23 protein-coding genes are annotated in these 25587 nt (G+C 55.6%); 18 read left to right on the top strand and 5 right to left on the bottom strand.

All coding sequences use genetic code 11. From position 1 onward, the window contains the following. Window positions 1–32: 32 nt before the first annotated feature. Entirely contained in the window at window positions 33–593 is a 561-nt protein-coding gene (locus LOS79_RS13035) for a TlpA family protein disulfide reductase (RefSeq protein WP_315420288.1), read from the top strand. Between the two features lie 90 nt (window positions 594–683). Here the strand turns inward: LOS79_RS13035 and cimA are convergent, their stop codons facing one another. Next, window positions 684–2303, bottom strand: a complete 1620-nt coding sequence (gene cimA, locus LOS79_RS13030) for a citramalate synthase (RefSeq protein WP_315420285.1) — start codon at window positions 2301–2303, stop codon at window positions 684–686. A gap of 262 nt (window positions 2304–2565) precedes the next feature. On the opposite strand from cimA, the gene LOS79_RS13025 reads away from it, so the two are divergent. The 3 genes from LOS79_RS13025 (at window position 2566) to LOS79_RS13015 (ending at window position 6450) form a co-directional block, all read left to right on the top strand. Next, window positions 2566–3858, top strand: a complete 1293-nt coding sequence (locus tag LOS79_RS13025) for a DNA polymerase IV (protein ID WP_315422188.1) — start codon at window positions 2566–2568, stop codon at window positions 3856–3858. Window positions 3859–4018: 160 nt separating this feature from the next. Continuing rightward, window positions 4019–4261: a ferredoxin gene (locus LOS79_RS13020; RefSeq protein ID WP_039872044.1), complete on the top strand. Its 243-nt coding sequence runs from the start codon at window positions 4019–4021 to the stop codon at window positions 4259–4261. A 752-nt stretch (window positions 4262–5013) separates the two neighbouring features. Further along, complete coding sequence (locus LOS79_RS13015) at window positions 5014–6450, top strand: L,D-transpeptidase (protein WP_315420276.1); 1437 nt, start codon at window positions 5014–5016, stop codon at window positions 6448–6450. On the opposite strand, the gene LOS79_RS13010 is transcribed toward LOS79_RS13015, so the two are convergent. After that, window positions 6447–6584, bottom strand: coding sequence for a hypothetical protein (locus tag LOS79_RS13010; protein WP_315420274.1), 138 nt, complete (start codon window positions 6582–6584; stop codon window positions 6447–6449). The two genes, LOS79_RS13015 and LOS79_RS13010, sit on opposite strands and share 4 nt — an antisense overlap. 208 nt (window positions 6585–6792) lie before the next feature. Here LOS79_RS13010 and LOS79_RS13005 point away from each other — a divergent pair, with 208 nt between their 5' ends. The 6 genes from LOS79_RS13005 to LOS79_RS12980 all read left to right on the top strand — a co-directional run bounded on the left by LOS79_RS13005 (window position 6793) and on the right by LOS79_RS12980 (window position 12588). Next, complete coding sequence (locus LOS79_RS13005) at window positions 6793–7887, top strand: quinone-dependent dihydroorotate dehydrogenase (protein ID WP_315420271.1); 1095 nt, start codon at window positions 6793–6795, stop codon at window positions 7885–7887. 27 nt (window positions 7888–7914) lie between these two features. After that, the gene (locus LOS79_RS13000; protein WP_315420269.1) at window positions 7915–8727 is read left to right on the top strand and encodes a GTP diphosphokinase; all 813 of its coding nucleotides are present in this window, start codon (window positions 7915–7917) and stop codon (window positions 8725–8727) included. Continuing rightward, a complete protein-coding gene (locus LOS79_RS12995; protein WP_315420267.1) occupies window positions 8693–9178 on the top strand; it encodes a DUF309 domain-containing protein in 486 nt (161 codons plus the stop codon). Before LOS79_RS13000 ends, LOS79_RS12995 begins: the two co-directional genes overlap by 35 nt. A 158-nt stretch (window positions 9179–9336) precedes the next feature. Then, entirely contained in the window at window positions 9337–10872 is a 1536-nt protein-coding gene (locus tag LOS79_RS12990; protein ID WP_315420266.1) for an RsmB/NOP family class I SAM-dependent RNA methyltransferase, read from the top strand. A 3-nt stretch (window positions 10873–10875) separates the two neighbouring features. Further along, window positions 10876–11637 (top strand): pseudouridine synthase, encoded by a 762-nt coding sequence (locus LOS79_RS12985; protein WP_315420263.1) that lies wholly within the window; start codon window positions 10876–10878, stop codon window positions 11635–11637. A gap of 150 nt (window positions 11638–11787) precedes the next feature. Continuing rightward, the gene (locus LOS79_RS12980) at window positions 11788–12588 is read left to right on the top strand and encodes a Cof-type HAD-IIB family hydrolase (protein ID WP_315420261.1); all 801 of its coding nucleotides are present in this window, start codon (window positions 11788–11790) and stop codon (window positions 12586–12588) included. 568 nt (window positions 12589–13156) lie between these two features. Here LOS79_RS12980 and LOS79_RS12975 read toward each other — a convergent pair. Further along, complete coding sequence (locus LOS79_RS12975) at window positions 13157–13249, bottom strand: YjcZ family sporulation protein (protein ID WP_315420258.1); 93 nt, start codon at window positions 13247–13249, stop codon at window positions 13157–13159. Between the two features lie 121 nt (window positions 13250–13370). Further along, the gene (locus LOS79_RS12970; RefSeq protein WP_315420255.1) at window positions 13371–14789 is read right to left on the bottom strand and encodes an RsmB/NOP family class I SAM-dependent RNA methyltransferase; all 1419 of its coding nucleotides are present in this window, start codon (window positions 14787–14789) and stop codon (window positions 13371–13373) included. A gap of 185 nt (window positions 14790–14974) precedes the next feature. On the opposite strand from LOS79_RS12970, the gene LOS79_RS12965 reads away from it, so the two are divergent. From LOS79_RS12965 to LOS79_RS12955, 3 genes are read left to right on the top strand one after another with little or no spacing between them, the layout of a single operon-like run. Beyond that, complete coding sequence (locus LOS79_RS12965) at window positions 14975–16111, top strand: glycosyltransferase family 4 protein (RefSeq protein WP_315420253.1); 1137 nt, start codon at window positions 14975–14977, stop codon at window positions 16109–16111. A 4-nt stretch (window positions 16112–16115) separates the two neighbouring features. Next, window positions 16116–17516, top strand: a complete 1401-nt coding sequence (locus LOS79_RS12960) for a metallophosphoesterase family protein (RefSeq protein ID WP_315420251.1) — start codon at window positions 16116–16118, stop codon at window positions 17514–17516. Beyond that, window positions 17516–20896 (top strand): AAA family ATPase, encoded by a 3381-nt coding sequence (locus tag LOS79_RS12955; protein WP_315420249.1) that lies wholly within the window; start codon window positions 17516–17518, stop codon window positions 20894–20896. The genes LOS79_RS12960 and LOS79_RS12955 overlap by 1 nt, the downstream gene beginning before the upstream one ends. On the opposite strand, the gene LOS79_RS12950 is transcribed toward LOS79_RS12955, so the two are convergent. Next, the gene (locus LOS79_RS12950) at window positions 20883–22010 is read right to left on the bottom strand and encodes a YkvI family membrane protein (RefSeq protein ID WP_315420247.1); all 1128 of its coding nucleotides are present in this window, start codon (window positions 22008–22010) and stop codon (window positions 20883–20885) included. The genes LOS79_RS12955 and LOS79_RS12950 overlap by 14 nt on opposite strands. Before the next feature lie 182 nt (window positions 22011–22192). On the opposite strand from LOS79_RS12950, the gene LOS79_RS12945 reads away from it, so the two are divergent. From LOS79_RS12945 to LOS79_RS12925, 5 genes are all read left to right on the top strand, one after another. Further along, a complete protein-coding gene (locus LOS79_RS12945; RefSeq protein ID WP_315420246.1) occupies window positions 22193–22762 on the top strand; it encodes a xanthine phosphoribosyltransferase in 570 nt (189 codons plus the stop codon). Between the two features lie 109 nt (window positions 22763–22871). After that, window positions 22872–23189 carry a hypothetical protein gene (locus LOS79_RS12940; protein WP_315420244.1) on the top strand — a complete coding sequence of 106 codons (318 nt, stop codon included), beginning with the start codon at window positions 22872–22874 and terminating at the stop codon, window positions 23187–23189. A 517-nt stretch (window positions 23190–23706) separates the two neighbouring features. After that, on the top strand, window positions 23707–23919 hold the full coding sequence (locus LOS79_RS12935; RefSeq protein WP_315420242.1) for a hypothetical protein: 213 nt from the start codon (window positions 23707–23709) through the stop codon (window positions 23917–23919). A 200-nt stretch (window positions 23920–24119) separates the two neighbouring features. Then, window positions 24120–24911 carry an SDR family oxidoreductase gene (locus LOS79_RS12930; protein ID WP_315420240.1) on the top strand — a complete coding sequence of 264 codons (792 nt, stop codon included), beginning with the start codon at window positions 24120–24122 and terminating at the stop codon, window positions 24909–24911. Next, window positions 24908–25585 carry an AlkZ-related protein gene (locus LOS79_RS12925; RefSeq protein WP_315420238.1) on the top strand — a complete coding sequence of 226 codons (678 nt, stop codon included), beginning with the start codon at window positions 24908–24910 and terminating at the stop codon, window positions 25583–25585. The genes LOS79_RS12930 and LOS79_RS12925 overlap by 4 nt, the downstream gene beginning before the upstream one ends. The last annotated feature ends 2 nt before the right edge of the window (window positions 25586–25587 follow it).

Genomic DNA, 25587 nt, shown 5'->3' with positions numbered 1-25587 from the left:
GAGGCAAATCCCCATGTAAAGGAACTGAGCCTATGAGAGCAGTTCATAAACGGAATTTGACGATACTGGCTATAATCATAGGCCTGGCTATTCTGGCTATAGTACAGCGGAGCACAGCCGGGCCAAACGCAGTGCCGGTTATGCAGCAGCAGGCCGGACTTGAAATTGGTGCCTATGCAGGCAAGCTGGCTCCGGCGTTTATCCTGCAGGAGGGGGATAAACGCTATGAGGTCGGCGGTGACCGCGTGAAGCCGGTGATCCTTAATTTCTGGGCATCCTGGTGCGGGCCTTGCCAGGAAGAGGCTCCTGCCCTGAATAAGCTGGCGATGAAATATAAAGATGTGCTTGATATTTACGGAATTAATGTCACAAGCCAGGATTATAAGCCAAATGCAGAACGGTTCGTGAAGAAGTACATGCTGACCTTTCCGGTCATGTATGATCTGAAGGGCAAGGTCTTTGACCAGTATAACGGAGCGGTGTTCCCGACTAATGTGTTAATTGACAAGAATGGTGTAGTCAGCGAGATTATACTGGGGGTCCTGTCGGCAGAAGAGCTGGAGAGCAAAATTATTGCCTTGACCGGCTCCTGATGAATAGCTGTTATAAAGCCCCCCGGCGAGCGGGTCATCCGCACCGGAGGGCTTTTTGCCTGTATATACCGCAGGGAGAATTGTCAGTTCTCAGTGATTAACCAATCCTCTTGGCTCTTTGCTGGTTTCAATTTCCTGTTCAAGCGAAATTTGTCCAAGCAGGGCGTAACGCATGGAATCGACCAGGGCCTCCCAGCTGGCTTCTATAACGTTGCTGGATACACCGACTGTACTCCAGGTGTCCCCGTAGTCTTTGGATTCAATTAATACGCGGACCTTGGCTGCGGTCTGATCCTGCTCATCGAGCACCCGGACTTTGTAATCGGAGAGGTGCATATCCTTAAGCTGCGGGAAATAAGTCTGCAGCGCTTTACGCAGCGCATTGTCCAGTGCGTTAACCGGGCCGTTGCCCTCTGCTGCGGTGTACAGGTTCTCTCCGCCTACCTTCAGCTTGACGAAGGCTTCAGATACTACGGGCCGCCCAGCGGTTTTCTCTACCAGCATCTTGAAGGATTCGAAGGTAAACAGCTCATTCATCTCTCCGGTGGCTTCCCGCAGAAGCAGCTCCAGTGACGCGTCAGCACCTTCGAATTGATAGCCCTGATGCTCCAGGTCCTTGATCTTGTCAATGACCTTGCGCGCTTGCTCGCTGCTCGGATCGAGGCTCAGCCCCATCTCCTGGGCTTTGGACAGCACATTGCTCTGTCCGGCCAGCTCGGAGACGAGCACGCGTTGTTTGTTGCCGACCAGCTCAGGGGCGATATGCTCATAGGTCCGTGAATCTCGCAGAATAGCTGAGACATGGATGCCGCCCTTATGGGCAAATGCAGCAGTGCCTACATAAGGCTGATTCACCGGCATATTCACATTGGCCACCTCACTGATGAAGCGGGCGGTATTGGTCAGCTGTGACAGCGAATCACCAGGTATGCAGTAGTAGCCCATCTTAAGCTGCAGGGTTGGAATGATCGAACACAGGTTGGCATTGCCGCATCGCTCGCCATAGCCGTTAACTGTACCCTGTACCTGCCGGACGCCTGCACCGATGGCACTCAGTGTATTGGCAACGGCAAGCTCGCAGTCGTTGTGCGTGTGAATTCCGAGCGGAGCACCGGGAAGAAGTCCGGCTACGCCTGATACGATCTCCTGAATTTCGAACGGCAGTGTTCCGCCATTGGTATCACACATGACCAGCCAGTCTGCACCGGCCTCGCGGGCACGGGTAAGGACGGCTGAAGCATACTCAGGGTTGTTCTTGAACCCGTCGAAGAAATGCTCGGCATCGAATATAACCTCAAGTCCCTGGCGCTTCAGATAGGATATCGACTCGCTGATCATAGCCAGATTCTCTTCAAGGGTGGTCTGCAGTGCAGTATGAACATGGAAATCCCAGGATTTTCCGACCAGGGTAGCTGCCGGAACGCCGGCGGCAATCATCCGCTGCAGCCCCTCGTCATGTTCGGCCACGGAATTTTTACGCCGGGTGCTGCCAAAGGCCGTAATCTTGGCATTCAGATGCAGCTCCTGGACTCTTTTGAAAAATTCGATGTCTTTCGTATTGCTTCCCGGATTGCCGCCTTCAATATAATGGACACCCAGATCGTCGAGTTTTTTGGCAATCTTCAGCTTGTCATCCGCCGACAGGCTGATTCCTTCGCCTTGAGTGCCGTCGCGCAAAGTGGTATCGAAGATGGAAATGGACTTAGACATGAGTGTCCTCCTAAAAGTTTTGTGGGCATATACTTCTTTGAATGAGCTTCGCAAAACTGGCTTCGGAAGCATAGGCTTAAGTTTTGTGGGCATATACACGTATATGAAATGAATTTTTATATTATAGCATTTTTACGCGGGAAAGTAACAAAGAACTTTTTGCAGGATAAGTCCCGGACCTGCTTCGGTAAGTTGACCTTCCGCCAGGGGAGGGGTATGCTGAAATTAACACTTGGAAACCGAAGATAAGAAGGTAGATACCATGCAGGATGTGGATCAATATTATCCGGCAAGCGGCAGGGTTATTCTGCATGTGGATATGAACGCCTTTTATTGCTCTGTGCATGAGGCGGAGAATCCGGAGCAGTATAAAGGCAAGGCGACAGCGGTTGCCGGCAGTGTGGAGGCGAGGCGGGGGATTATTGTCACCTGCTCCTATGCGGCCCGCAGACTGGGAATCTCCACGGGAATGCAGGTGCAGAAGGCGCTGCGGATCTGCCCGTCCTTAATCCTTATTAAGCCGGATTTTCATCTGTACCGCAAGTATTCGGGTGCTTTCATGCAGATTGCTTACAGCTATACTCCGCTGCTCGAAGCAGTCTCCATTGATGAATGTTATCTGGATATTACCGGCTCCCGCCAATTCGGGACACCGCTGCAGATCGCCGGGGAGATACAGCGCCGTATTATGGAAGAGCTTAGCCTGCCGTGCTCCATTGGGGTTGCCCCCAACAAGCTGCTGGCAAAGATTGCTTCGGATCTCAAGAAGCCGAATGGGATTTCCGTGCTGCGGCTGCGCGATGTGCCGTCTGTCCTCTGGGATAAGCCCTGCAATGAAATGTTCGGCATCGGCGGCAAGACGGCTGAGAAATTGCGCAAGCTCGGTATATATAATATCGGACAGCTGGCAGCTGCGGATGAGGCGATGCTGATCGGGCATTTCGGTGTACTTGGCGCCTGGCTGAAGCGGGCGGGCAACGGGATTGACCACGGCAGCGTGAATCCGGAACGCGAGCAGAGCAAGTCGATTGGCCATACGACTACACTGCCGCAGGATGTAGTAGGGCTGGGGGAGGCGCGTCCGGTGCTGCTTAATCTCTGTGACCAGGTAGCAAGGCGGCTGCGCAAGCAGGGGCTGGTTGCGGCAGGGGTACAGCTGACGATCCGGACCCCGGATATGAAGACAATTACACGCTCACGCCAGCTGGAGGCGCCTACAGAAAGTGCCGAAGATATTTATAAGGCCGCCTGTGACCAGTTCGCCCGCCACTGGAAAGGGGACAAGCCCGTGCGCCTGCTCGGCGTAACACTTCACGGGCTGACCCCGAAGGAGGAAGCGGCCATTCAGCTGGATCTGTTCGATTATGAACGGCAGCCGAAGAAGGAGTCGCTGAATAAGGCGATGGACATGCTGCGCAACAAATTCGGCGAGAATGCCGTACTGACTGCCGGGATGCTGAGTGACAGTCATTCAGCGCGGCTGCGGAATCATCAGGAGCGCGGAACCTCGCTGCAAAAGGATAATCTGAGCAGTGCGGACGGTGAAGCTGACTGAAACAGGGAAGCTGCTGCTGCCGCCAGGCGCTGTACGGAGAATGGGGCAATAATGTCAACACTTTGAAAATTCATTGAAATTGTATTCTTTTTATATTAATATGATTGAAATAACGGGCTGCGATTGCAGGCTGTATTGTTTAACGGGAGGCAGATATATAATGGCTAAGTACACCTGGGTCGAAAAAGACACTTGCATCGCTTGTGGTGCTTGTGGCGCAACGGCTCCTGATATTTTTGATTACGATGATGAAGGTTTGGCGGAAGTAATCTTTGAGAACGACGGAAACCGCGGCTGCACAGTGATTCCTGATGATCTGTTCGATGATCTGCAGGATTCTGCGGATGGCTGCCCGACAGACTCCATTAAGATTGCAGATGCGCCTTTTAACAAAGAAGGCTAAGTCTTCATCAGTACTGGAATGTAAGGACCGGGTATAGGGTTAAACTTATATTTGATCCTTATATTTACATAAAGGCATCTCCTGACCGTAATAAATGCGGCTTGAGATGTCTTTTTTTGCTGTCCTGACCGATATAAAATATATATAAATAGATTGCACTATAAAACTTTAGAAAAAGGGGAGCTTGGAACGGCAGGGAAGCCAGTGACCGCCTGCGTACCGGATGTTCACCATGAACAGCAGTAATGAATGATCAAAAAATCCGGGAACAGCAGCGGCCGGATGTCTCACCCTTAAGCTGAAAATCATGTGCAATGAGCTGCCGCGCAGGTAAATGGACTGAATTGGCCACCGGTTAAGAAAGTAGCCAGTCACGTAACGGTTGTTCAAGGGACTAGCTGAGCGTTACGGACATGAGAGGCGTTAAGCCTGCAGAAAGGTACCGGAGTGCCGGTCTTACGGACATGAGCGCCGTTATTTCACCGGAAAAGCGGAGTTTGCCCATGATAAGCGGCGGATAAAGGCCGTCGTGTCCTTAAGTCCGCCTCAATGACCTTTTTTGAGCGAATAAAGGCTGTGGCGTCCGTTAAGGATCAGCTTGGGATTGTATTTGAACCAGACAGATGGCATTGGCCCTCTATAACCTGCTCCAACGCCACATTTGATTTGCTCAGCAGGTAATCTAAATCAACATATAGCTTTCCAGTTCAAGCTAAATAAATATTTATCCATTATCTGTTCCGGAGGCCAACGTGAAAAATACGCAGCATCTTAAAGCATATGTGCAGATGCACCCTGATAATAAGATGGCATGGTATCTGCTCGGCAAGGAATACTATAAGAATGGCCAGCAGGGAAAAGCCAACTACTGCTTCAATCAGGCCGGGGAAGTCTATGAAGCGTTTGAACACAGCAAGGTGCCCGCAGAGATGCTGAAGCAATATGAGGACGGGCTGCTGCAGTCTGCCCGGGAGCGCCAGGCAGGCAGGCTCAGGAAGCGCCGTATCCTGCTGGCCTTCCTGCTGCTGTTCCTGCTGCTTATTCCGGCTGCCGTAGCTCCTGAACTGACGCAGGATAGCCTGGCCGGACTTACTTCAAATAGTGCTTCCGCGCTGCCGGAAGCCCCGCCGGGAAATGCGGCAGAGGAAACGGCTGCACCGGATGAACCGGCGGGCCTCGCCTTCACGGCTGCCGGCACGGATGCAGTGTCCGGCAGCCAGGGGCTGGCCGGCATCCTGCAGAGTGCGCAGACACCTTCAGCCACGGCGATGCTTGGCATGAAGCGTTCCGGAAAGTGGCTGATATGGACCAAGGGTCTGCCGCTTGCAGCTACAATCGAGAAGAGCAGGGAGGGACGGGTAACCTACCAGTCCTATAATCCTGCAGCCTGTGACTGCCAGCCGCCGGATGCGGAGGGGATTAAGCAGCAGGCCGCCAGCTGGCAGGAGCAGCAGGAGGAGCTTGCCGTGCTATGGAGTGCTGTGCGTACATATAAGAACAGCAAAGGGGCGCTTCCGAAATCGCTGGAGCAGCTGGTCCAGCCGTTCCCGGCGAACTGGCTGGGTGCGGTGACGCCGCTGATGAAAGAGGAATTCGCCCCGCTCCGCAGTGCGGCGGCAGGGCTTGGCCTGCCTGCACCGCAAGGCACGGCTGCTCCGGCTGCCGGTGCTTCCGGGCAAGGGCAGACGGGTACAGGCATACCGGCAGCAGTTAACGGAGCAGGCGGGGGCGGACAGCCCTTTTTTACCGGACCGCTTACTATTATTATAGATAAACAAAAACACCGCCTGGCTCTGACCAGCGGCAGCATTATTCTGCGGAACTATGAAGTCGGGCTTGGCGGTGAACGCACACCGGAAGGGAACTTCGTTATTTCGGACAAGGTGGTCAACCCGAACGGACGCGATAACGGGGAATTCGGCAGCCGCGGCATGCAGCTATCGGACAGCAATTATGCGATACACGGGACCAATGATCAGGACAGTATCGGCAAGGATGAATCGCTGGGCTGCATACGGATGAACCGCAAGGATGTTGAGGAGCTGTTTGCCATGGCCCCGATGGGTACCAAGGTGCAGATTAGTAAAGGGGTTCTGCCTGAGGAGCTGGTAATCCCGGATGACCGGTTCCCTGACGATACGTCTCCAAATCAGACCAACCCCCATAAAGTGTACCATTGGTTAAATTAGTTTCCGGCTACGATAAATAATACAACTATGAGCGCAATCAGCAGTACCAGGCTTGCACTAATCCAGAGGATTGCTTTGCGGTTCACTTCTTCTTTTTTCTGCTGCAGGGTAGGTGGTTTGCGTTTAGTGGACATATCGTCATCCTTCTTTCTCTCTTTATCTGTGATTACCCTTACATTGTAATGCGTTTGCAGGAAAATTACTATACTCTGCGGACAGGCTGCGAACAAACTGCCCGGCAAAAAACTTTTCTTTTGTCCCGGAAACGGCTAAAATTAAGAAGAGACATATAGATACGGGAGTCGCAGTAGGTATTAAGGTTCCCTTAAAGGAGCGAGAACGGTGCTGTATCGACATTTTGGTAAACCAATTTTCTTTAAAATGGACCCCGAGAAGGCGCATCATCTCGTCATAGGCGGACTGAATAAGGCGGATCTGGTTCCGGGCGGAAGTGCGGCAATGCGCCTCATGTACGGTGTTCCGGAGACAGGCGATCTTGCGGTTGACCTGTTTGGTGTACATTTCCCCACTCCGGTAGGCTTGGCAGCCGGGCTGGATAAAAATGCGGAAGCCATCGGCGGATTCTCTTCCATAGGCTTTGGATTCATGGAAGTAGGCACGGTGACGCCGCTGGGACAGCCGGGCAATGACAGCCCGCGGCTGTTCAGGCTGTTGCCTGACAAGGCGCTCATCAACCGGATGGGCTTCAATAATGAAGGCGCTGAAGCGATGGCTGCACGTCTGAATGCGCTGAAGAAGCGCCGGATTCCGGTAGCCGTCAATATCGGCAAGAACAAGACCACCCCGAACGAGCTCGCGCATGAGGATTACCGCCAGTGTATCCGTACGCTATATCCGTACGGTGATTTTTTTGTGGTCAATATCAGCTCGCCGAATACTCCGGATCTGCGGAGTCTCCAGCATGGCAGCGAGCTCTCGCACCTGCTGAGCCAGGTCAACGAGGAGATGAGGCTGCAGCGGGAGAAGACGGGTAATGCCAAAGGGCTGCTGGTAAAGATTGCTCCCGATGTCAGCGACGCTGAGCTGGAATATATGGTACATACGATATCGGAAGCTGGGATGGACGGTGTGATTGCCACGAATACAACGCTGGTCCGTGAAGGGCTGAAGAGTGATAAAGCGGGGGAAACGGGAGGACTCAGCGGCCAGCCGCTGCGCGACCGCTCTACGGAGATTATCCGCAGGATCTACAGCCAGACCGGCGGCAAGCTGCCGATTATCGGGTCTGGCGGGATTTTTACCGCTCGCGATGCATACGACAAAATCCGGGCAGGCGCAAGCCTGGTCGAAATTTATACAGCACTCATCTATGAAGGGCCGGAGGTAAACCGCAAAGTGCATGCCGGTTTGCGGCAGCTGCTGCGGCGGGACGGTTTCCGTCATATCCTAGAAGCGGTGGGCGCTGATCATCACTGAAGGATGAATGGACAGGAGGACAAGGCGATGGACGTCAGGGACTGGGGAACTTTTTTACTTCCATATGAACAGACTGTGGAGGAATTGAAGGTTAAATTTAAGACAATGCGCTCGGAACTTAAGAAGAGGGAAGAATATACCCCGATCGAGTTCGTAACGGGACGCGTGAAGCGGCTGTCGAGCATACTCGAAAAGGCCAAGCGGTTAAACGTAAAAATGGAGGATCTGGAAACGGGCATTGAGGATATCGCCGGCATTCGCATCATGTGCCAGTTCGTCGAGGATATCCGCAGAGTGGCGGAATATATCCGTGCCCGCAAGGACCTTGAAGTGTTATATGAGAAGGATTATATCACCAACTATAAGGAAAGCGGCTACCGCAGCTTCCATATGATCATCAGATATCCGGTGCAGACGGCGCTCGGACAAAAGATTGTACTTGCCGAGATTCAGATCCGCACACTGGCGATGAACTTCTGGGCAACCATCGAGCATTCGCTGAATTATAAATACCGCGAGAGTCTCCCGGATGAAATGCGGGTACGCCTCAAGACGGCAGCGGAAGCAGCCTCGATCCTCGACAGCGAGATGTCCAGCATCCGCGAAGAGATTCTGGAAGCCCAGAAGACCTTCGAGGAGAATTCAAATATGACAACTCAACTGCTGAAGGCTATCCACCAGTTGTACTTCTATCACCTTGTGAATGAGGCAATTGAGAGCCAGGAGCGGTTCAATGCCATCTGGCAGGCACAGGATATGGATGCGATGAAGGAACTGTTGGATCATGTGCGGGAGCTGCTCGGCAATGCCAAGAAGGGCAGTCAGCCGGATGGCCTTTGAGCCGCTGTATCTGGCCTATCTCATTTACTTTAACCGGGACAGGGATTATTTCGAATGTCATGAAGTGCTTGAGGAATTATGGCTGGAGCAGCAGCGTGACCCGCTATACAAAGCATTGCTGCAGGTAGCCGTAGGCTTGTATCATTTCCGGAACGGCAATGTGCGCGGTGCTCTGATTATGCTGAAGCAGTCAAGTGAGGTGCTGCGCGGCTACCCGCCGGTTACACTGGGGATTGATCTGGAGGGGCTGGCCCGGGCAGCGGGAGAGTATGCTGACCGGCTTGAGCAATATCACGGGCATCCCTTCACCTATTATGATCTGACGATCCGGCTAGTGGACCCGGTGCTGGAAGAGGCAGTCAGAGCAGCTTCAGGGTCTATTGCGCCGCAGCTTCCCCAGCGCCGCGGACCGCAGCGGCCGGAGCGGGCTAAGCGCAATCAGAATGAATGAATACTGGCCGTGAGCCGGATATATAATAGTGATTTCAAATTGGGGAAGAAAGACAAGAGTTTACATGTTTCGGGGCCCCCGCAAAGTACCTGAGTAATCATCAGCGCGAAAGCCCCACTTTGTGGGGTTATTTTGTTATTGAGCAGGAGGAAGACATCATGGCAGCACAACTGCCCGGAACTTTCATGGAACGCATGAAGGCATTGCTGGGAAATGAGTATGAAGCTTATGTTGATACCTATAATCAAGCACCTTACGGGGGAATCCGCGTCAATACGCTGAAGATATCAGTGGATGAGCTGCGGGAGCGCTCGCCCTTTGTGCTTGAGCCTATTCCCTGGTGCCCGTCCGGCTTCTATACGGAAGTGGGGGAGAGACCCGGCAAGCATCCGTATTATCATGCCGGGCTCTATTATATCCAGGAGCCGAGTGCAATGGCTCCGGTCGAGCTGCTGGATGTACAGCCGGGACACCGTGTGCTGGATCTGTGCGCTGCACCGGGCGGCAAGTCTACACAGATTGCAGCCAAGCTGCAGGGTGAGGGCCTGTTGATCAGCAATGATCTGCACCCGGAGCGGACCAAGGCGCTGGCCAAGAATCTTGAGCTCTATGGTGTCCGTAACGGAATTGTGCTGAATGAGAGTCCGGAGCGGATCGCTGCAGCCTTCCCGGGATTCTTCAACCGGATTCTGATTGATGCGCCGTGTTCGGGTGAAGGCATGTTCCGTAAGGACGAAGATATGGTGAAGCAGTGGGAGCCGGGAACACCGGCCAAATATGCGGAGATGCAGCGGGAGATTCTGAGATCCGCAGCGGCAGCGCTGCAGCCGGGCGGAACGATGGTCTATTCAACCTGTACCTTCGCGCTGGAAGAGAATGAGGAGATGATTGCGGAATTTCTGTCTGCATATCCGCAGTACTCGCTGGTTCCTGTCCCCGGAACTGGTTCATTTACTGCGGGATTAGGCCCCTTGCCCGGTGCCGCGCGGCTGTGGCCGCATAAGGTTAAAGGCGAAGGGCATTTCATGGCGGTGCTGCGGCATGACGGAAGCCTGAATATAGCCGCAGAGGTAGACAGCGGAAGAGAACAGGCCCTCGCAGCAGCTCCGCGTGCCCGAGGGGCCAGAGAAGCTTCCCCTGCCAAAGCACCGGCCGGTAAGGGCGAAAGCGGGCGAAGCGGTAAGGGCGGCCGCAGCAGTGCGGGTAAGACTGGCGGAGAGCGGGGCGGACGGCAGCACCAGGGAACAGGCGAAGGGGCAGCGTTCGCAGCGTATACAGACTTTATCGGGGAGCTGCTTGGAACATTGCCGCCAGGTTATCCGGTATGGTTCGGGGATCATCTGTATCTCTCACCACTGCCGCGTGAAGCGCTGGACGGGCTGAAGACGATTCGGCCAGGCTGGTACGCCGGACAAATCAAGAGCGGCAGATTCATTCCCGGCCATCCGCTGGCTACAGCGCTGCATCCTGAAGAATGCAGCCGGAGCGTATCGCTGTCCGGTACAAGCGGAGAAGCGGTGTCTTATCTGAAGGGTGAGACTTTATTGATCCCGGCAGACCGGTTGAAAGTGAAAGATGGACATGCGTCCAAAGGTTACACGCTGGTCTGCATTGACGGCTTCAGTGCAGGCTGGGGGAAGTGGCAGGATGGCATGCTGAAGAACGAATATCCTGCAGGCTGGAGGTGGACTTAAGCAATGAGTAAAGGAAATTCAGGCAAGAAGCAGCGGATTGATAAAGTGCTGTCGCATATGGGGACCGGCTCACGCAGCGACATCCGCAAGCAGGCCAAGCAGGGTCTGATCACGGTGAACGGGGCAGTGGTCAAGGACAGCGGCTTTCATGTCGACCCTGGACAGGACCGGATCGAAGTAGGCGGTGAGCCGGTAGTCTACAAGGAATTCATCTATCTGATGATGAATAAGCCGGCTGGGGTCCTGTCGGCCACCGAGGACAAGCGTGACCGGACGGTGCTGGATCTGCTGAAAGCTGAGCATGCGCAATTCGAGCCGTTTCCGGTCGGAAGACTGGACAAGGATACGGTAGGACTGCTGCTGCTCACCAATGACGGCAAGCTGGCCCATGATCTCCTGTCTCCGCGCAAGCATGTCCCGAAGACCTACGAGGCAACCGTCGAAGGGGAGGTCGATGCGGCGGATGTGGCTGCTTTTGCCGCAGGAGTGGAGCTGGAGGATGGGTATGTGACGCTGCCGGCAGACTTAAGCATTCTGAACAGGGAACGGGGCAGCCGGATTCTGTCCTATATCTCGCTGACGATTACGGAAGGTAAATTTCATCAAGTGAAACGGATGTTCATCTCTGTAGGGAAAAAGGTAGTATTCCTGAAAAGGGTGGCCATGGGTGAGCTGAAGCTGGATGAGAGCCTGCCATTGGGCGCCTGCCGGGAACTGTCATCTGAGGAGCTGGAGCTGCTGCGGCGTGGAGGGCCGGAGGCATAAACGCAGAGCAGGGCTGCTTCCGGATAAGGGAGAGCCTATTGAGGCCAGGATTTACATAGTCAGTGATATAAGCTGGGGCTTAGTTGACGGGTTTCAGGTAAGCTGTAAATTAGGTTGCTTCAGTATACAGACAGAGAAGGATGGTGGGGTATGAGATATAAATTAATCGCGCTGGATGTGGATGGAACACTGCTGAACGACGATCATCAGTTAAGCACGGAGAATAAAGAGGCTATTGCCGAGGTTACCCGCCAGGGCGGGCAGATCGTACTCTGTACCGGACGCAGTCCGCAGAACTCGATTCCGTTCATGGAAGAGCTGGGCTTATCGGGGTATGTGCTCAGCCATAATGGAGCGGCAACTGTAGCAGTAGAGGACCGCAAGGTGCTGCACCAATACGGCATGGATGCCCGTGGGCTTGACCCGTATATCGCGTATTGCCGGAAGCATAACATTCATTTTGACGTCAATACTGCGTTTGATATGTATGCCGATAATGTGGAGAACCTGACCAAGGAAGCTACCTTTATGTATGAGCATTTCCGGATTATGCCTGCCTCACTGCCGGCGTGGGAGGACTTCCGCGAACCGATCGTGAAATTTACCGTATTTACCCAGTCTGATATTCTGGATGAGGCGCAGCGCGAATGGGCTGCCTGGGGCGGACAGTACAACATTCTGCGCAGCGGAGAATTCTTCGTGGACTTCATGCATCCTGAAGCCTCCAAGGGCAATGCACTTAAGAAACTGGCGGAAGATTTGGGCATTGCGCAGGAGCAGGTGCTCTCCATTGGCAATTATTATAATGATATTTCGATGCTGACGTATGCTGGAATGGGCATTGCAGTGGATAACTCGCCGGTTGAGGTCAAAGCGGCAGCCAATGCCATCACCGGCAGCAATAATGAGCATGGCGTACGCGATGCGCTGGTGAAATACTGTCTGTCTTAAGACGGGGCCAGAGATTGCCCATGTGCGGCGGGAATGTCTGATGAGTACTGTCTGGTTAAGAGGGTCTGGTGAAGAGTTAGGTGGAAAAACAGCACTTAAATTTGCTTGGAATTCCAGATTTGGGATATTAATTGGAAAAAAGGCATTTAATTCGGATATATTGACCGAGTTTCCGGTGAATGGGCTGAATTAAATGACAAAAATCCACTTACTGTCGGCAAATTAGCAAAGCTGGAATGATTAAGTGTACTTTATCCAACTGCTGTAACCGGCGGAGGAGCTTCTCCGTAAGTATTATGCTTCTGCAGCATCCCATTAAAGCGAAGAGCGCGCCGCCAGCGAGCGGCAATAGAGAAAGGGTTATGTAGAGAGCAGCATAGAGCGCAATAGAGAGAACGATACAGAGAGCAGTATAGAGATTAAAAAGCATAATTCTGGGCCGGGCGGCTCCGGGTTATGCTTTTTTGTGTTAGGGAAGCTGTGGACTACAGCAAAAAAGCAGCCTTGCCGCTCCTGAAGAAGCGGCAGGACTGCTTGATGTTCGTGCGTGATTCAGCCTTAAGCGGAATTAGACAAACAACGAACGGGAAATGATAACGAGCAATATGAAGAGCACCAATATCGCACCGGTCGATGTGTAGCCTGGAACAACTGCACCCATGTCTGATTCCTCCCTTGGTTCATGTCTGTGCCCCAAGCCGCGCTTCACCTGCCGCGGGCCTTCCTGGGATAATGACATCATATGCCTCGGGAGGCAACGCGAACTGGTCAGCAGCCTAAGCTCAGTCAATATGGGCTTTCATCATCCGCAGGCCTTTGGGCAGATGATTCTTCAGCTGGCCGGAGCTGGCTTTGCCCCAGCCCACGGACAGGCCGTCTACAGTTACCAGTGTCCATCCGTGCAGCCCGGGGGGAACGGGCAGACTCTCGCCGCGCAGCCAGGCCTGGATCTCCAGTCCTCCTGCAGGCAGATCATAGCTGCGCACAGCCTGGTCCGGCTGAAGCGCCATCGCCAGAGCGTGGGCAGGCTCAATCCGGTTTTTCTTCAGCTGGGCAATATGCAGTCCGGCCCGCGGCACCTTAAGGCCGTCCAGCATGCCGGTGTGCAGACGGTCATTGAAGGCTTCGGGCAGCAGGTACAGCGATTCGCCGAAGAGCAGCGGAATGCCGCGGCCGGCAAAGCCAGGCAATTCGGCGGCCGCCCACTCCGTAAACTGCTGTAAGGCCCCCCGCACGGAGGCGGCAGTTCTCGGACCGGATTTGCCCCGGTCACGCTCACGTTCACCGCGTCTGTTCCGGGCTGGGCGGTTATCTGCCCCCGCCCCAGTCCCGGAAGCTGAGTCAGCCTTGCGCAGTACAGCAACGAAATGGCCCTCGCCTTTCTCTAAATGCGGCCACAGACGTTTGGTCAAAATAAGCTCCATATCGGCATAAGCGCGTACGAACCGTTCGACCGTCTCTTCATTTTCCCGGCGGTTGAAGGTACAGGTGGAATAGGCCAGCGTGCCGCCGGGCTTCAGCATCAGGTAGGCATCCTGCAGAATATCCCATTGTCTTGCTGCACACATCTCCACATGCTTCGGCGACCATTCGCGGATGGCATCCGGATCTTTGCGGAACATGCCTTCACCGGAGCAGGGGGCATCGAGCATAATCCGGTCGAATACCTCAGGGAACCGCTTCGCAAGTTCACCCGGGGTTCCGCAGGTAACGAGAGCGTTGGTGATGCCGAGACGTTCCACATTTTCCGCCAGTATCTTGGCCCGTTCGGGATGAATTTCGTTCGAGACGAGCAGTCCCTGCCCCTGCATTGCAGCGGCGATATGCGTCGTTTTGCCGCCTGGAGCTGCAGCAAGGTCCAGAATAATCTCCCCGGGCAGCGCTCCAAGCAGCTCTGCTGCGGACATTGCCGAGGGTTCCTGAATATAATATAGTCCGGCGGTGTGATAAGGATGGCGGCCCGGCCGGGCGGGTTCTTCATAATAATAGCCTGCAGGGCACCACGGCACCGGCGTCAGGCTGAACTGGGATACTGCCTGCTTCACAGCCGTATTGCCGGATGCGGAATTGCTTTTTAAACCGTTGAACCGCAGACCCTGGGTCCGCCGTGCCTCATAGCTCTCCAGAAAAGCGTCTGCCGCATCCCCCAGCATTTCTGTAACATTAGCGGTGTAAGCGGCAGGCAGCCGTTCTTCATTCATACTTCATTCTCCTCTAGTCGTAATCCAAGATAAGTAAAGCTGTCATCTTAGTTGCTGTTTCAGGTCGTTACCGATAAAATCAAAGTATGGGACCCATAGCGTACCTGTAATTGTACATACACACTACTATATCATAATTGCCGGGTCTCGCCGTAATCAGGGCAATTGTAAAGGGGATGGACCTTATGAACTTGCTGCAAGCGCTATTCTTCCCGCCGGAGCAGCCCGGTGGTGTATCTTCCATGATTCCGTATCTGCAGGAACGCTTCCGGTCCAGCCGCTGGGAGATGGATTTGTTCTGGCTGCCCAAACGGATCCGGGGTAAAGGCCGTGAGGAAATTGTCTTTGAGACGTTCGACTGGGCGCAGTACGGGGAAAGTCCGGTTGTGCAAAAATATATTCAGACCTACCGTGATTACATTTGGTGGACCAAGCTGCGGATGAGTAAAAGCTACGATCTGATTCATGCCCATCATCCGATTGCCGGCCTTGCCATGAAGCGGATCTATCCTGATGTTCCCCTTATTCAGACGCTGCATTCCAGTTATGAACGCGAGCTGATTTTGAACGGAGTCATTCAGGAAGGGGGGCTTGAGCACCGGTTCCTGGTTTCGATATACCGCGAGCTTGAGCAGGTCAGTGACCGGCTGATGACGGTGTCGCATGCTTTTGCCCGCTATTTGGCCCCTTATATAGATAAACCGGAGAGCATCGGAGTCATTCCGAACGGATTCGACGAGAAAAGATTCAAGCCTGTGCCGCATGATAACGATATTCCGCAGCTGGTTACAGTGACCCGGCTGGTTCCGGCCAAGGGAATCGACACCCTGTTCAGGGCCTGTGCCGAGCTGAAGAAGCGCGGGCATGAATATGTGCTGCATATTATCGGCGACGGGCCGAGCCGGGGGGAGCTGGAGCGGCTGGCTCAGGAGCTGGGAATTTATAATGAAACGATTTTTTACGGCTATACCCTGCATCCGGAAGAATTCATGCCGTTCTTTGATATTTTTGTTCTGCCTTCACGCGCTGAAGCGTTCGGTTCAGTGTTTGCGGAGGCGGCGCTCAGCTGTCTGGCTCTGGTCGGCACCAATGTGGGCGGAATTCCCGAGCAGATTGAGGACGGGGTGAACGGCCTGCTGGTGAACCCGGATGATGAGCTGGCGCTGGCGGAAGCGCTGGAGAAAGTCATCAGTGATCCGGGCTACCGTTATGAGCTGTCACGTTCGGCTTGGGATAAGGCGAAAAGCCTGTATTCCCTGACCCGTGTAGCTAATGAGCTGAAAAAGACATACCTGCAGTATCAGCCGGGAATGAAAGGGTGATTGTATGATTCCTTTTCGATTCCTGCATGCTGCAGACCTGCATCTGGACAGCCGTTTCGCCGGGCTGGCCCATCTGCCGCAGGCTATACGCTCCTATCTCAGGGAGTCCACCTTCGCCGCCCTCGGGCGGCTTGTCCGCGTTGCGGTTACGCAGAGGGTTGATTTCGTCGTCATCAGCGGTGATGTATACGATATCACCGATGCTTCGCTGCAGGGGCAGCTGCGGTTCCGGGAGGCGCTGGAGGAGCTGGGGCGGCACGGGATTGAGGTGTTTCTGATCCACGGCAATCATGATCCGCTGGACGGACCGCGGCTTACGGCAGAGCCGCCCGGGCATGTTACGGTATTCGGGGGCAGTGAGCCGGGGCAGGCAACGGCACATCTCAGGGGCGGCGGCAGCGATGTCGCTGTCATCAGCGGCATCTCTTACCCGACGGCCAAGGTAACCGAGAATACGGCACTCAGGTTCAGCCGCCGGCCGGGAAGCGGTCTGTTCCATATTGCCCTGCTGCACGGCAATGTGGACGGGGACCTTGAGCATGAGACTTATTCTCCATGCAGCCGGAAGGATCTGATATACAGCGGTTATGATTACTGGGCGCTTGGGCATATCCACAAACGCAGCATCCTGCACGAGCGGCCGCTGATTGTCTATCCCGGCAATATCCAGGGCCGCAGCATTAAAGAGACAGGGCCTAAAGGCTGCTACATCGTGGATGTAAATGCAGAGGGAACTGCTGAGCCGCAGTTTCACGAGCTGGACTATGTCCGCTGGCAGGTCCGGGAGCTGGCGATTGAGGGCCTGCATAGCGAAGCGGAGTGGACGCAGGCGGTGGAGGATATGGTGGAAGCGGTCCGTGAAGAAACGCCGCAGCTGATGTCAGTGGTGAGGTTCCGCCTGACCGGACGGGGACCCGTACACCGGATTCTGGCGGAGAAAGGAGCAGCGGACGATCTGCTCGCTGAGCTGCAGCGGCGGGAGACGGTCCGTGCACAGCGCCAGGAATATGCGGGACTGGTGTGGACCGAAGGCTTCGCGGTCGAGACGGGCCTCGCGGTTGACCGTGAGCGGCTGCTGCAGGAGGACAGCTTCCTGGGCGAACTGCTGCGGCTGGCTGAGCGGAGCGGTGACAGCGGGCAGGAGCTGGACGGACTGGTTGCCGCTGCGCTCCGGCCGCTGATGGAGAACCAGGAGCTGCGCCGGCTGCTGTCTTCCGCGCAGGCCGAAGAGAAGCTTGAATGGCTCAGAGGTGCGGCCGAGCTCGGCATTACCCTGCTGAGCGGAATGGATGAATCCGCCGGAGCGCCGGCGGAACCGGCAGCCCGGGAAGGCGCCGGTAAGTCCGGAGAAGCCGCGCCGTACAGGGAAAGGGAAGAAGAAGTGCTGGAGCGGAGGGACACATAATGCGGATTGAATCTTTGCGGATCGGCGGCTACGGCCGCCTGGCAGAGCGCGGGATGGAACTGAATGAAGGCGTTACCGTGCTGTTCGGGCGGAATGAAGCCGGCAAAAGCACAACCCTGCAGTTCATCCGTGCGATGCTCTACGGGATTCCCGGCCGGAGTAATCCAGCTGAACGTTATGAACCGCTGCATGGCGGCCTGCACGGCGGGGTACTGAATGTGCGTGATGCTGAAGGTGCACACTGGGTCATCCGCCGCTTTGCTTCCGGCGGCGAAGGGCCGGGCCGGGCAGAGAAGCTGCAGATTACAGTGAGCCACCCGGATGGCAGCATGGAAGAGCTGAATCAGGCTGAGCTCGAGCGCCGGCTGCTGGGCGGAGTCTCGCGGAGCATGTTCCGCCAGCTGTTTGCCGTATCCCTCGGGGAGCTGCAGGAGCTTGGGACCCTGCAGTCTGGAGAGATGAGCAGCTATCTGTTTCATGCCGGTATGGGCGGCGGAGGCGATATTATGAAGGCGGAGCGCCGCCTGGTCCAGGAGGCCGAGAAGCTCTATAAACCGCGCGGCAAGCTGCAGGAGGCTGCCAAAATTCTGCAGGCAATCGAGAAGCTGGAACGGGAAGTGGCGGAGAGCCGCTCATATCTGCCGAGATATAACGAGAATACGCTGGCACTGGAGCAGGCGGGGCAGAGACTTGCAGAGATGAAAGTTAGCCGGGAAGCTGCGGAGGACAAGCTGCTGAAGCTGCGCAAGGCCGCAGAGATCCGGGAGCTGTGGCTGAAGTGGTGCGAGGCCCGGCTTGAGCTTGCGGCCCTGCCGGAGATTCCGGCATTCCCGGAAGACGGAGCAGAGCGCTGGAGCGCCTTGGAGAGCAGCCTGCGGGGCCTGCAGGGGGCAGCCTTCCGGCTGGAGCGGCTGCAGAAGGAGCTTGAGGCTGAGCTTGCCAGTAATGCGCCGGACCCCCTGCTTCAGCAGCATGGACCGCTGCTGGAAGCGCTGGACAAGCGGCGCGGCAGCTACGAGGACAAGCATGCCGAGCACCAGCGGCTTACCGGCGAGCTGCTGTCGCTGGGGGAGCATCTCCAGCGTATTCTGCGCAGCATCGGGGCAGGCTGGAGCGCTGCAGAGCTCGCAGCCTTCTCTGCAGCGGCGGCCGACCGCGAGGCCGCGCGGCGGTTCGCCGCCTCCTTTGCCGGGTATGACCGGCAAATGGAGGCGCGGGGCGCGGAGCAGCACAGCCTCCGCGCCAAGCTTGCTGCAGCGGCTGCCGCGCTGCAGGGCGCCGAGCGCCAGCTTGCGCGCGAGCACGCCGCTGGCGCTACCGACTTCGCGGGCCTGGCTCCGCGCAGCCCGCGTGAACTGCTGCAGCTGTGGGACCAGCTGCAGCAGGCCGCCGAGCGCTGGCGCGAAGCGCAGCTCGGCTCAGCAAGCGGCGGCGCGGAGGTCCCGCGCCGCCCCGGCGGGAACGGGCGCCGGGCGCAGCGCTACCGGCGCCTCCTGCAGGCAGGCGCAGCGCTGACGCTGCTGCTGCCGCCTGCGCTGCTCTTGACCGGGGCGCCGCCGGTCAGCGCATGGTCCGCGCTCGGCCTGCTGGCCGCCGCGGACTTAGGTCTGTGGTCCGCCATGCGCGCAGCGGCGGACCCTTCCCCGCCTACGCCGGGCGGCGGGGACACGGGCGCAGCCGCAGCGGAGATGCTGCGGCTGCGCGGGCTGCTGCTCGCGGACAGCGAGCAGGGGGGGCACCGGGCCGGCGGATTTGACGCCGGCGGGCTGGAGAGCGGCATGCGCGAGCTGCGCCGGCTGATGGAGGCATGGAATGCCTGGCGCCAGCGTGTAGACCGGCAGCAAGCCGAAGTGGAGAGCTGCCGGACTGCGCTTGCGGCGCTCACCGGAGAGGAGCGGGTGCTAGTAGAAGCGCTGGAACAGGCGGAGAGCAGCTTCACCGAGTTGGCCACCCGTTATGAAGAATGGCTGACGCAGAAAGGGCTGCCGGAAGGGCTGGCACCGGAGAGCCTGCCGGAGATCTTCGCCCTGGCCGAGCAGGGGAATGAGCTGCTCCGCCAGGAGGGGAAACTGCAGCTCCGGCTGAGCGGACTTGCCGCCGAATGCTCAGCCTACGAGCAGGAAGGGCTGAGGCTGCTAAATGAGGCAGAGGCTGCTGCATCCGGCAGAGGCGGTCAGCCTGACGGAAGCGGGAGACCGTATGATCCGTCTGCGGCACTTTATGGTGAGGATTTCTTGGGAGGGTTCACTTCTGCTGAAGAAGCGGCATTCCCATCAGAATCTCAATCTGGATCTGAATCTGAACTTCAGTCTCAATCTCAATCTTTATCCCAATCCTCTGGGCCGGCACTCTCTATGCCAGTACATTCTGGTCAAGCAACAGCGGCCCGGCCCCAGTCCCTCTTGTCCTGGCTGGATCTGCGTTCACGGCAGTGGGATCAGCTGAAGACGGATCTGCTGCGCAGGGAGAGCATCGGTGCCCGGCTGGATGAAGTGCAGGAGGAGCTAGCTGCGAACCTGCAGGAGCAGGCGGAGCTGAATATACGGAGCCGGAAGCTTCTGCAGGAGGGCGGTGCTGCCGACGGTGAGGATTTCCTGAGGCGGTCGGCAGCCTGGTTGCGGCATAGCGAGTTGACGCGGGCCGTCCGGCAATGGGAGCTGGCGATGTTTGGCGGCTGGGAGAGCGGAGGCAAGGAAGAGCTGCTTGCACTGCTTGAACATCATGATGCCCGGCGGCTGGAGCAGGAGCGTGCAGCGGCAGAAGATGAGGTGTTGCGCTGTGAGGAGGAGCGCAGTGCCCTGCTCCAGCAGCGCGGCAAGCTGCTGCAGGAGAGGGAGGAGCTGAAGAGACGCTGCAAGGCGGACTCGGCGCTGCAGCAGCTGGAAGAGCAGCGGGCGGCGCTGCACAAGCTGGCCGGACAATATGCGGTAACGGCGCTCGCTGCCGAGCTGATCGGGCGGACGCGCCGGATCTATGAGGAGGAGAAGCAGCCGCAGGTGCTGCAGCTGGCCTCCCGGTATTTCTCCAAGCTGACCTATGGCGAATATGACAGGATTCTTATGACGCTCGGGCATAAAGAGCTGAAGGCACAGCACAGGGACGGCAGCCTGCTGGACAGCGGGCAGCTCAGCCGGGGAACAGCGGAGCAGCTGTACCTGGCTATCCGGCTGGCCCTGGCAGAGACCATGAGCAGCAAGGTGAATCTGCCGCTGTTTTTCGATGATCTGTTCGTCAATTTCGATGAACACCGGCTGCACGCGGCTCTTGCCCTGCTGGGAGAGCTGTCCGTGTCCAGGCAGATTGTGATGATGACTTGCCACCGGCATGTGGCGGAGGCGGCTGCACGAATTATTCCTGCCGCTGCCGTTATTTCCGTGTAATACGGATCACCGGTTTGACAGCTACGATAGTAATGCCTTTGTTGTCCGGACCCGCTGCAGGGGGATCCTTGGGCCGCTGCGGCGGCGACATGGGCGCACGCAGCAGCATGACGACCCACACCAGGCACAATGCGCCGAAGATCGGGTAGAAGATGCCGAGCAGGGAGCTGAAGCCGAATTGGCTGAACACATAGCAGATCAGCATAAGCAGCGGGGTTACTAGTGAAGGCGCAACCGGCAGGCGCTGCTGCAGCTGTACGCTTACCCCGTAGATATCCGCAACAAAGGTGCTGAAGATCTCCATGAAGATCAGCAGGAGATAAATGGTCTGCACGAAAGTGCCGAGCCGGAAGGCGATGCTGCCCATCGGAATTTCAAACTGCAGAATTCCCGGCATCTGTGAGCTCATGGCAAAGTGGGCGGCCAGCAGCATGAAGCCGATTCCGATCCCGCCCAGAATGCCGCCGCGGACGAGCGCCTGCTCATCAGCGGTATGGCGGGCCAGCGGAACAAGCACAGCTTGGGCCATTCCAAGGTTGAAGGCGGTGTACAGCAGCGGAGACATCCAGGCCCCGAAGAAGCTGCGCTCTGTAGGCAGGAACAGGAAGCGTTCCGCTCCGGGAACCCCGAGCGTATTAATTACAATGATTAGCGACAGAGTAAGCATAAGCGGAACGACCAGGCTGTTGATTTGCAGGATGCCGGAAATGCCGCGCTTCAGCAGCAGGTATGAGCCAAGCATTGTCAGCAGCAGGCCTGCCTGGTAGGGCAGGCCGAGATGCTCCTTGAATATGGCTCCGGCACCGGCCAGCATGATGCTGTTCACGCCGATCAGGATAATCATTGTGAACAGGCTGATGCTGGCGCCGACCCGTTCACCGAACAGATGGCGGTTGAAATCCTCATAGGAATCCGCTTCAATCCGCCGGGCAATAACCATCATCTTCGTGCCGAGCCAAATAAACAGTGCAGTGGAGAACAGGATGGTCAGCAAGGCCCAATGGCCGTATCTGGTGAAAAACCGGAGAATCTCCTGGCCGGTGGCGAATCCGGCACCCACTATGGTGCCAATATAAGTAAAAGCAATCTGCAGCGTGCGGATATGTGACTTCATGGTTCCTCCTCCTCTGAATGCTGCGAAGCATATATAATCGCGGCCCGGCAGTATTGGCCTTGTGCAGTCCGCATAGTACAGGTTATGATGAGGAACAGAAGGACATGACTTCCGCCTGAGGGTTATAGGAGTTATTCCAGTGGAACGTCTGCGATTAATAAGGGTATTGGAGGTTCAAAGTCATGGAATTATTGAAACAACGGATTTTGGAGGAAGGGGTCGTCATCTCAGATCAGGTACTGAAGCTGGACGGGCTCTTGAACCACCAGGTAGATCCTATGCTGACGATGGAAATGGGACGGGAGTTTGCCCGGAGATTTGAAGCTGCCGGAGTTACACGCGTAGTTACTGTGGAATCCTCGGGTATTGCCGTGGCATTTGCCACCGCAGTTGAAATGAAGGTGCCGCTGGTCTTTGCCCGCCGCAAAAAAACACTGCTCGCCGACCCCGATGCCTTATGCGAACGCGTGCCGTCTTTTACCAAAGGGATTGTAACAGACATTATGCTGTCCCGGCAGTATATCTCGGCTGATGACAAAATTCTCTTCATTGATGATATTATTGCCAACGGTGACGCTGCACGCGGTCTGATCAAGATTATCCAGCGCTCGGGTGCCGAACTTGTCGGACTTGGGGTTGTGGTGGAGAAAAGCTTCCAGGCCGGCGCCCGCACCATCCGTGAGCAGGGGATCCGCCTGGAGTCGCTGGTCAGCATCGCTTCCTTGAGTGAGGGCACCATTACTTTCGAATAAGTGATAAAGTGACAATTACAGGAACATAGCCTATTTTTGAAACATCTGCTTTTCACCCCATAAGTTTTCCTTTATAATAATTATTAGATATGAGAGAGGAGGCGTCACAATGGGGAATGAACCGGTGACAGAGCAATTTTTTATTGATAAACTAACCGAGGCTAAGGATCACTTCGAACGTGCGCTGGACTGCAAGCATACGGAGTTTGACGATTTGTATCCCTATATGATCGAACATCCTCAGTTTTTCTGGTACAAACGGTATGTCGCTTGGTCGGAGCTGCTGACAATCACGAGTCTGTGTGAAGAGCTGACCTTCAACTGGAGACAGAATTTCACTGATCATCAGGTAGAATACTTGGAAGAGCGTGTAATGTCCGCTAAAGTTCTTGACTTCTGGTTTGAGAAGAATGAAGCGCTGATATAGAACTTCATAAGATATACAGGCATGATAAGATAATAACTGGACCCGGATGATTTATCATTTGGGTCTTTTTCATTGACCGGATAAGAGCGGGGTAATGGAAAGGAATAGAGTGAATGGCTTTAGAAGATCTGATTACGAGGGACGGACATCACAGCCCTTATCCGCTCAGAATCAGCCCATTTGGCAGCTTTACGGACACGACAGCCCTGATCTGCCACTTTTAAGCTCCAAATGCCACTTTAAAGGCGGAATAACGACACTGGTGTCCGTAAAGACCAGCACATGGTGCTTTCCGCAGGCATAACGGCTCTCATGTCCGTAGCGCTAACCTTTTAGCTTGAATAACCATTGCGGGACCGTCTATTTTCTTGCCAGAACTCCCAAACCCCCCTTATTCCTGAGAATGCTGTATATTTTTTTCAGACTAAGCCAATTATTCTCTTAACGTGTTCATTCAGGGGTCGATGTGAAATTACAGAAGGACAACCCATACACAGAAAGGAGCTTCTGAGCAGCAATGATTAGTGATGAGCAACTGGATGCATACCGGGTCTCCGGTGAAAAGCTACGTGTCGTGCGGGACGGGCTGGAGAGCAACGATGTGAAAGGAATTGTACTAGCCTGGGATGACTCCCAGGTGATGATCCGCCGCCCCAATAAACGGGTGGTTAAGCTGGACCGGAATTATCTCTACCAGCCGTACAGCGAGCCAAGACCGGATACGTTGTGATAGCTTGTGGCATGACACTGTGCAATAATTAACAAGAGTACGCCCTGGTGCGTACTTTTGTTGATTCTGGCGGCTGTGCGGCTAATACTCTGTAACCGCGGGACATGCCGATCTAAGTTTCTTCTGTTTCTTCTGTCACAGGTAAATTTCATGATAATATCTATAAGCTGCATCAAGCAGCCGTACATAAGGAGGAGCTTATGAGCCAACAGAATAAAGTTGCAGTGGTGACCGGCGGTGCGAACGGCATCGGGCGCTGCATTACTGAAGAGCTGCTGAAGGCAGGGGCAGCAGTTGCCTGTATAGATACTGATCCTGAAGCCGGGAATCTGCTGGCCGGGCGTTATGGGGCGGAGCGCCTGTTTTTCTATCAGGGGGATATCGCTGAACGTTCTGTAATCGAGGATTTCACTGCGCAGGTTACCGGGCGGTTCGGGCAGGTGGATTATCTAATTAATAATGCCTGTATCAGCAAAAAGGGTCTGCTTACAGGCTGCAGCTATGACGACTTCGAATATGTTCAGCGGATCGGAGTCACTGCGCCGTATTATTTAACGCTGCGGCTTAAGGAGTATTTCGCGCAAGGGGCCTCTATTGTGAATATTTCCTCCAGCCGGGAGCGGATGTCCCAGCCGGATACCGAGAGCTATACTGCTGCCAAAGGCGGCATCGGGTCCTTGACCCATGCGCTTAGCGTAAGTCTGGCCGGCAAAGTACGGGTCAATGCGGTCAGTCCCGGATGGATTGACACTGCGGCCTATCATGGAACAGGTGAAGCCGGGACACCCGTCCATTCTGAGGCGGACCGGCTGCAGCATCCGGCTGGACGTGTAGGAACACCGACGGATATTGCCGCTATGGTACTGTTCCTGTGCAGTGATGCCGCAGGCTTCATTACCGGTGAGAACATTACTATCGATGGCGGGATGGGCAAGCAGATGATTTATCATGGCGATGAAGGCTGGACCTTTCTTCCCGGGGGGCAATTATGAAGCTGCCGCTGATTAAGAATCCCCGGGAGCTGGCGGAGCTGATCCGGGAGATCGGCTTCCTGCCGCTGTTCCGCTGCGGGATTGAAGGCTTCTCGCTGGAGGAATGTACACCTCCGGGATACTGGTTCGTGAAGGATGTGGAAGGGCCGTGGGAATGGCGTGAGCGGATTGCCGAAGAGGGAGAGATCGCTTACGCCAAGCTTTTTCACAAAAAAGCGGGATTTATCAGCCGGGAATGGTATCCCGACTTCGCCAATTACCGCCGGGACGGATATGATTTCGACGCCAGATATGATGATGGATTAGCCTCGATGGCAAGCAAAATGATCATGGATGTACTGCTGGAGCATACGGAGGGGCTGCTCTCCAGTGAGCTCAAGGTGAAGGCCGGCTTCATCAAGGAGGCAGCCAAAGGCTTCGACACGGCGCTGACAACTTTGCAGATGCAGACATATGTCACTGCCAGCAGGTTCGAATATAAGCAGGATAAATCAGGCCGTCCCTACGGCTGGGGTGTCGGACGCTATGCGGTGAGTGAGAACGTATTCGGAACAGAATGGGTTACCTCACGCTATTCGGAGCAGCCGGCTGAATCCAAAGCGCGGATTGCGGAGCATGCGGCGAAGCTGTTCCCGGCTGCCGGGATGAAGCTGATCGAGAAAGTAATCAAATGAGA

Origin of the sequence: Paenibacillus sp. MMS20-IR301 (assembly GCF_032302195.1) — a bacterium.
Lineage (GTDB): Bacteria > Bacillota > Bacilli > Paenibacillales > Paenibacillaceae > Paenibacillus_AQ.
This window is presented reverse-complemented; position numbering and strand designations above follow the sequence as displayed.

What these genes read in the sequence shown, in the direction of transcription:
- LOS79_RS12955 (WP_315420249.1), top strand. Translation starts at nt 17,516, where the DNA reads ATGCGGATTGAATCTTTGCGGATCGGCGGCTACGGCCGCCTGGCAGAG.
- LOS79_RS12975 (WP_315420258.1), bottom strand. Translation starts at nt 13,249, where the DNA reads ATGGGTGCAGTTGTTCCAGGCTACACATCGACCGGTGCGATATTGGTG.
- LOS79_RS13025 (WP_315422188.1), top strand. Translation starts at nt 2,566, where the DNA reads ATGCAGGATGTGGATCAATATTATCCGGCAAGCGGCAGGGTTATTCTG.
- LOS79_RS12925 (WP_315420238.1), top strand. Translation starts at nt 24,908, where the DNA reads ATGAAGCTGCCGCTGATTAAGAATCCCCGGGAGCTGGCGGAGCTGATC.
- LOS79_RS12945 (WP_315420246.1), top strand. Translation starts at nt 22,193, where the DNA reads ATGGAATTATTGAAACAACGGATTTTGGAGGAAGGGGTCGTCATCTCA.
- LOS79_RS12985 (WP_315420263.1), top strand. Translation starts at nt 10,876, where the DNA reads ATGAGTAAAGGAAATTCAGGCAAGAAGCAGCGGATTGATAAAGTGCTG.
- LOS79_RS12935 (WP_315420242.1), top strand. Translation starts at nt 23,707, where the DNA reads ATGATTAGTGATGAGCAACTGGATGCATACCGGGTCTCCGGTGAAAAG.
- LOS79_RS12930 (WP_315420240.1), top strand. Translation starts at nt 24,120, where the DNA reads ATGAGCCAACAGAATAAAGTTGCAGTGGTGACCGGCGGTGCGAACGGC.
- LOS79_RS12965 (WP_315420253.1), top strand. Translation starts at nt 14,975, where the DNA reads ATGAACTTGCTGCAAGCGCTATTCTTCCCGCCGGAGCAGCCCGGTGGT.
- LOS79_RS13035 (WP_315420288.1), top strand. Translation starts at nt 33, where the DNA reads ATGAGAGCAGTTCATAAACGGAATTTGACGATACTGGCTATAATCATA.
- LOS79_RS12940 (WP_315420244.1), top strand. Translation starts at nt 22,872, where the DNA reads ATGGGGAATGAACCGGTGACAGAGCAATTTTTTATTGATAAACTAACC.
- LOS79_RS12980 (WP_315420261.1), top strand. Translation starts at nt 11,788, where the DNA reads ATGAGATATAAATTAATCGCGCTGGATGTGGATGGAACACTGCTGAAC.
- LOS79_RS12950 (WP_315420247.1), bottom strand. Translation starts at nt 22,010, where the DNA reads ATGAAGTCACATATCCGCACGCTGCAGATTGCTTTTACTTATATTGGC.
- LOS79_RS13020 (WP_039872044.1), top strand. Translation starts at nt 4,019, where the DNA reads ATGGCTAAGTACACCTGGGTCGAAAAAGACACTTGCATCGCTTGTGGT.
- LOS79_RS12970 (WP_315420255.1), bottom strand. Translation starts at nt 14,789, where the DNA reads ATGAATGAAGAACGGCTGCCTGCCGCTTACACCGCTAATGTTACAGAA.
- LOS79_RS13000 (WP_315420269.1), top strand. Translation starts at nt 7,915, where the DNA reads ATGGACGTCAGGGACTGGGGAACTTTTTTACTTCCATATGAACAGACT.
- cimA (WP_315420285.1), bottom strand. Translation starts at nt 2,303, where the DNA reads ATGTCTAAGTCCATTTCCATCTTCGATACCACTTTGCGCGACGGCACT.
- LOS79_RS12990 (WP_315420266.1), top strand. Translation starts at nt 9,337, where the DNA reads ATGGCAGCACAACTGCCCGGAACTTTCATGGAACGCATGAAGGCATTG.
- LOS79_RS12960 (WP_315420251.1), top strand. Translation starts at nt 16,116, where the DNA reads ATGATTCCTTTTCGATTCCTGCATGCTGCAGACCTGCATCTGGACAGC.
- LOS79_RS12995 (WP_315420267.1), top strand. Translation starts at nt 8,693, where the DNA reads ATGCCAAGAAGGGCAGTCAGCCGGATGGCCTTTGAGCCGCTGTATCTG.
- LOS79_RS13010 (WP_315420274.1), bottom strand. Translation starts at nt 6,584, where the DNA reads ATGTCCACTAAACGCAAACCACCTACCCTGCAGCAGAAAAAAGAAGAA.